Source organism: Stenotrophomonas sp. 278 (assembly GCF_003935715.1).
GTDB classification, from domain to species: domain Bacteria; phylum Pseudomonadota; class Gammaproteobacteria; order Xanthomonadales; family Xanthomonadaceae; genus Stenotrophomonas; species Stenotrophomonas maltophilia_AH.
In genome coordinates, this window is sequence record NZ_RHPP01000200.1 from 1 (window position 1) to 5,442 (window position 5,442).

7 protein-coding genes are annotated in these 5,442 nt (G+C 64.3%); 6 read left to right on the plus strand and 1 reads right to left on the minus strand.

Features of this window, described 5'->3' with window-relative positions:
* From EGJ34_RS20175 to EGJ34_RS20200, 6 genes are all read left to right on the plus strand, one after another.
* A partial coding sequence (locus tag EGJ34_RS20175; protein WP_221740431.1) for a lytic transglycosylase domain-containing protein occupies positions 1 to 671 on the plus strand: 671 nt, incomplete at its 5' end.
* A gap of 140 nt (positions 672 to 811) precedes the next feature.
* Positions 812 to 1,432 carry a ubiquinol-cytochrome c reductase iron-sulfur subunit gene (gene petA, locus EGJ34_RS20180; RefSeq protein WP_125362222.1) on the plus strand — a complete coding sequence of 207 codons (621 nt, stop codon included), beginning with the start codon at positions 812 to 814 and terminating at the stop codon, positions 1,430 to 1,432.
* Positions 1,433 to 1,434: 2 nt separating this feature from the next.
* The gene (locus EGJ34_RS20185; protein WP_125362223.1) at positions 1,435 to 2,697 is read left to right on the plus strand and encodes a cytochrome bc complex cytochrome b subunit; all 1,263 of its coding nucleotides are present in this window, start codon (positions 1,435 to 1,437) and stop codon (positions 2,695 to 2,697) included.
* 67 nt (positions 2,698 to 2,764) lie between these two features.
* Positions 2,765 to 3,466 carry a cytochrome c1 gene (locus EGJ34_RS20190; protein ID WP_125362228.1) on the plus strand — a complete coding sequence of 234 codons (702 nt, stop codon included), beginning with the start codon at positions 2,765 to 2,767 and terminating at the stop codon, positions 3,464 to 3,466.
* Between the two features lie 136 nt (positions 3,467 to 3,602).
* A complete protein-coding gene (locus EGJ34_RS20195; protein WP_125362224.1) occupies positions 3,603 to 4,238 on the plus strand; it encodes a glutathione S-transferase N-terminal domain-containing protein in 636 nt (211 codons plus the stop codon).
* Positions 4,239 to 4,316: 78 nt separating this feature from the next.
* Complete coding sequence (locus tag EGJ34_RS20200) at positions 4,317 to 4,766, plus strand: ClpXP protease specificity-enhancing factor (protein WP_125362225.1); 450 nt, start codon at positions 4,317 to 4,319, stop codon at positions 4,764 to 4,766.
* 63 nt (positions 4,767 to 4,829) lie between these two features.
* On the opposite strand, the gene EGJ34_RS20205 is transcribed toward EGJ34_RS20200, so the two are convergent.
* Entirely contained in the window at positions 4,830 to 5,186 is a 357-nt protein-coding gene (locus EGJ34_RS20205; RefSeq protein WP_125362226.1) for a DUF3301 domain-containing protein, read from the minus strand.
* Positions 5,187 to 5,442: the final 256 nt, after the last annotated feature.

Sequence of the window (5,442 nt, forward strand, 5' to 3'; positions counted from 1 at the left end):
GCACGGCAGTCGCCGCCACGACCGCCGCGCCAACGGCGACCGTCCTGACCGCACCCTCGGCCCCGGCGAAGCGCAGCAGCAAGCCCGGTCGCGTGGTTGCCGGTCAGGTCTATTCGTACATGAAGGACGGGGTGCGCCACTACACCAGCAGCCGTCCGGCGCAGGTGGCCAGTCTCGGCCAGGTGCGCACCATCCGCTACAGCTACATCGAGCGCTGCTACGCCTGCGGGGCCAACCCCGGGGTGAACTTCGGCTCGGTGCGGCTCAACACCACCGCCTTCCAGGCCGAGATTGCCGCGGCCGCCCGTGAGTTCGGGGTGGAAGAGGCAATCGTACGTGCCGTGATCCATGCCGAGTCGGCGTACAACCCGACCGCGATCAGTCGTGCCGGCGCGCAGGGCCTGATGCAGCTGATGCCGCCCACCGCGCGGCGCTTCGGTGTCACCGACTCCTATGACGCAGCGCAGAACATCCGCGGCGGCGTGCAGTATCTGGCGTGGCTGCTCAAGCGTTTCAACGGCAACCTCACCCTGGCCGCTGCCGGCTACAACGCCGGCGAAGGTGCGGTCGACCGCCACGGCGGCGTACCGCCTTACAGCGAGACGCAGTACTACGTGAAGCGCGTCGCACTCCTGGCCGACCGCTATCGCGGTGCGGCTTCGCAGCAATAACGGCCGGCATCACCGCCTTCGGATTCTTTCCGTTGTGTCGCCGAGTCAGGTTCCGCTATAGTCGGTTCCGATTCACGTGGACTGGCCCCCACCGGTCTGCTGGCAGCCTCAAGCTACCTAAATCAATATCGGAGTGCCGGATGGCCAACGATGGGGTAAACGATCCAGTCAACACTGGACGTCGACGATTTCTATCCGCCACCACGGCGGTGGTGGGTGCCGTTGGCGTCGGGTTCGCAGCGGTACCGTTCATCAAGTCCTGGAATCCCAGCGCCCGTGCCAAACTGGCCGGTGCACCGGTGATCGCCGACATCAGCGCATTGCAGGAAGGCCAACGGCTGGTCCTGGAGTGGCGCGGTCAGCCGATCTGGATCGTCAAGCGCTCCAAGGCCATCCTGGAGGCATTGAATGGTCTGGACGGGCGTCTGAAAGACCCCGAGTCCGGCGAGAAAGACCAGCAGCCCGAGTACGTGCTGAAGGAAAACCCCGAATTCCGCTCGATCAAGGCCGATGTCTCGGTGCTGGTCGGGCTGTGCACCCACCTGGGCTGCTCGCCGGAAATGGTCGCGGAAATCCGCCCCGAGCCCTACGACCCGGAATGGAAGGGCGGCTACTTCTGCCCCTGCCACAAGTCGCGCTTCGACATGTCCGGCCGCGTCTTCAAGGACGTGCCGGCCCCGATCAATCTGCTGGTGCCTCCGCACCATTACCAGGACGACAACACCATCGTCATTGGCGTTGACCCGCAGGGGGCGGCTTGAGCATGGCCAACATCCTTTCCCGTACCGCCTCCGGCGTGGCCGACTGGGTCAATGACCGCGCGCCTGGCCTGATGCCGATGTACCGCAAGCATGTCAGCGAGTACTACGCGCCGAAGAACTTCAACATCTGGTATTACTTCGGTTCGCTGGCGCTGCTGATCCTGGTCAACCAGATCCTGACCGGCATCTTCCTCACGATGCATTACAAAACCAGCGCCGCCGAGGCCTTCACCTCGGTGGAGTTGACGATCATGCGTGACGTCGACTGGGGCTGGCTGATCCGTTACATGCATTCCACCGGGGCCTCGCTGTTCTTCATCGTGGTCTACCTGCACATGTTCCGCGGCCTGCTGTACGGCAGTTACAAGAAGCCGCGCGAGCTGGTGTGGATCCTGGGCATGCTGATCTACCTGGTGCTGATGGCCGAAGCCTTCATGGGCTACGTGCTGCCCTGGGGCCAGATGTCCTTCTGGGGTGCCAAGGTGATCATCTCGCTGTTCGGGGCCATTCCGGTGATCGGCAACGGGCTGACCGAATGGATCATGGGCGATTACCTGCCCAGTGACGCCACAGTCAACCGCTTCTTCGCCCTGCACGTGATCGCCCTGCCGCTGGTGCTTCTGCTGCTGGTGGTGCTGCACATCGGCGCGCTGCATGAAGTGGGTTCCAACAATCCCGACGGCGTGGAGATCAAGAAGGGGCCCAAGGGCAACCGCTGGTCGCCCACCGCGCCGGCCGACGGCATTCCCTTCCACCCGTACTACACGCTCAAGGATGCGGTGGGGGCGGGCTTCCTGCTGGTCATCGCCGCCTTCATCATCTTCTTCGCACCGGGCTTTGGCGGGCTGTTCCTGGAGCACGACAACTTCACCGAGGCCAACCGCCTGGTGACCCCGGAGCACATCAAGCCGGTGTGGTACTACACGCCGTATTACGCCATGTTGCGCGTGGTGCCGAACAAACTCGGCGGTGTGCTGGTGATGTTCTCGGCCATCGCGATCCTGTTCCTGGTGCCGTGGCTGGACAAGGCCAAGGTCAAGTCGGTGCGCTACCGTGGCTGGATCTCCAAGGTCATGCTGGGCGTGCTGGCCGTGTGCTTTGTCTGGCTGGGCGTGATCGGCTCGGGTCCGGGCACCGATGTGCATGAAACCTACATCGGCCGCGTGCTGACCTTCCTCTACTTCGCGTTCTTCATCACCATGCCGATATGGACCAAGCTGGACAGGACCAAACCGGTACCGGACCGGGTGACCCTGCATGACTGACCATTGCTTCGCGAAGCCACGCAGGGCGTGGCTCTACGGTGTAAAGCTGGCTTGTGCGGCTGCGCTGATGCTGGCCAGCACCCTGGCCGGTGCCGCCGAGGGTGGCAAGACCCTGCAGGCCGGCAATGACCTGGGCGACCGCGCGTCGCTGCAGCGCGGCGCGCAGTTGTACATGAACTACTGCTCGGGCTGCCACGCGCTGAAGTACCTGCGCTATTCGCGCATGGCAACGGACCTGGGGCTCACCGAAGAAGAGGTCATGAACAACCTCAACTTCACCGGCGCGGCGATAGGCGAAACGGTGGGCGTGACCCTGCCCAAGGCCGAGGCCGAGAAGTGGTTCGGCAAGATGCCGCCAGACCTTACGCTGATATCGCGGGTGCGCGGCAGCGATTGGGTCTACACCTACCTCAAGTCGTTCTATCTCGACCCGACCCGGCCGCTGGGCTGGAACAACGCGTTGTTCCCCAATGCGTCCATGCCCAACCCGCTGTGGGAGATGCAGGGCCTGCAGCACGCGGTGCACGGCAAGCCCGAGGCCCCCGGTGCCGACGCGCCGGTGACGGGGTTGACGATCGCACAGCCGGGCAACGTGGATCCGGGCCAGTACGACCAGGCGGTCCGGGACATCACCAATTTCCTGGAGTACGCCGGCGAGCCGGCTGCGCTCAAGCGCCAGCAACTGGGCGTCTGGGTGATTCTGTTCCTGGCGTTCCTGACCTTCCTGCTGTATCTGCTCAAGAAGGAATACTGGAAGGACGTGCACTGAGCTTCACACGTCCACCAACCCTTCGACCTATTGGCTTTTGTGATGGGGGGTTGCACACTCGGGACCTGTGACGACTGTCGGCAATGGGCCGGCAGCGCCGATACGGCCGACGGATTCGGTCGTTGGAGAGCCTTTGATGGCGGCGAGCGTACGCATGCGGAATACCCTGACGCTGTTTTCCTCGAACGACGATGTCCTGTGCCACCGGGTACGCCTGGTGCTGGCCGCCAAAGGCGTAACCTATGATTTCGTGCCGGTGGACCCGCAGAATCCGCCGGAGGATCTGATTGACCTCAACCCGTATCACTCGGTGCCCACCCTGGTGGAGCGCGAACTGGTGCTGTACGCCGCCTCGGTGGTCAGCGAGTATCTGGATGAGCGCTACCCGCATCCGCCGCTGATGCCGGTGGATCCGCTCTCCCGCGCCCGCATCCGTTTGGCCATGCTGCGGATCGAGCACGACTGGGTACCGCAGGTGCAGGCGATCCAGCTCGGCAACAAGACCCAGGCCGAGGCCGGTCGCAAGCGTCTGAAGGAGCTGCTGACCAGTTCGGTGCCGCTGTTCAAGGCCAGCAAGTTCTTCCTGAACCCGGAAATGAGCCTGGCCGATTGCGCCATGGCCCCGATCATCTGGCGGCTGCAGTCGCTGGATGTGGCGCTGCCCAAGGACGGCAAGGCCATCGAGGATTATGGCAACCGCATCTTCCGTCACCCGGGCTTCATCCGCAGCCTGACCGAGCAGGAAAAGAAGCTGCGCGAGTTACCCGTGTGACCGAAGCGCTTGTCCTGCGCGTACACTGGTCACCGGTATTCAAGCTGATAATCAGCCGGGCATGGCCCGGCGCACCCCATGACTGAAGATACATTCCGCATGTCCAGCCATCGCCCGTACCTGCTGCGGGCACTGGTGCAATGGATCAACGACAACCAGCTCACCCCGCATATCCTGGTCGACGCCGGCATGCCGGGCGTGCAGGTGCCGCCCAGCGCGATCAAGGACGGCCGGGTGGTGCTGAACATCGCCGACCGTGCCGTGATGGGGCTGGAGATCGACAACACCTCGGTCAGCTTCGCAGCGCGTTTCTCCGGCGTGAGCCATCCGGTGCAGGTGCCGATTTCCGCCGTGCTGGCCGTCTACGCCCGCGAAACCGGGCAGGGCATGGCGCTGCCGGACGACATTCCCGGCCATGAGCCCAGTCTGGACGACGAAGACGATACGCCGCCCGATGACACGCCGACGCCGGACGATACCCCGCCCAAGCCCGCCGGCGGCCGCCCGCATCTGCGCGTGGTGAAATGAAAAAAGCCGCCTTCGGGCGGCTTCTTTTCGGTAGCGACCGACCGTTGGTTGGTCGGCCATGATTCAAATGTCTTCTGCACCCCGCGTATCCGGCGATTGCCGGATCTCGCTGATCCGCGCTGCGGAGGGGCCGACAAAGGCCACCAGCTGATCGCCGCGCAGCACCATGCGTCCGGTGTGGCGGTCGATGCCATCGTGCGAGTACTCGAACCGATAGGTGCGCTCCCAGCCCAGCCAGCCATTGTCCTTGCGCACCACGCGCAGGCTGCTGGCGTGCACCGCTTGGTCCAGCCATTGCACGTCGGCGGCGCGGCAGGCGTTGCGGCCCAGCTCAATGGCGCGTTCGGCGGCTGCTCGTGAGGAGTTCCAGAAAGCGTACGCAAACGCGCCGGCAATCATCAACAGGATCAGGCTGGGCATCTGGAACTCGGTTGAAGCGGATCAGGAATGACCAAGATGGCGACAACTCCCGCCTACTTCAAGCGACGTAGAGCCACGCCCTGCGTGGCTGCGCTTCGTTCCGACACCGCGGAGCCACGTAGGACGTGGCTCTACGGCGAGGTGCGCGGCGGCGGACTGACAGGCGTTTGTGGTGATTGCGGTGGCTGCGGCCGCGGGGGAACCACGCGCGGGAAGGTCGGCTTCTGCGCCGGCGGGGTTGCCGGCACGCCCGGCT

Bases quoted from the DNA above. Each gene is read 5' to 3' on its own strand.
- petA (WP_125362222.1), top strand. From the start codon at position 812: ATGGCCAACGATGGGGTAAACGATCCAGTCAACACTGGACGTCGACGA.
- EGJ34_RS20185 (WP_125362223.1), top strand. From the start codon at position 1,435: ATGGCCAACATCCTTTCCCGTACCGCCTCCGGCGTGGCCGACTGGGTC.
- EGJ34_RS20190 (WP_125362228.1), top strand. From the start codon at position 2,765: ATGCTGGCCAGCACCCTGGCCGGTGCCGCCGAGGGTGGCAAGACCCTG.
- EGJ34_RS20195 (WP_125362224.1), top strand. From the start codon at position 3,603: ATGGCGGCGAGCGTACGCATGCGGAATACCCTGACGCTGTTTTCCTCG.
- EGJ34_RS20200 (WP_125362225.1), top strand. From the start codon at position 4,317: ATGACTGAAGATACATTCCGCATGTCCAGCCATCGCCCGTACCTGCTG.
- EGJ34_RS20205 (WP_125362226.1), bottom strand. From the start codon at position 5,186: ATGCCCAGCCTGATCCTGTTGATGATTGCCGGCGCGTTTGCGTACGCT.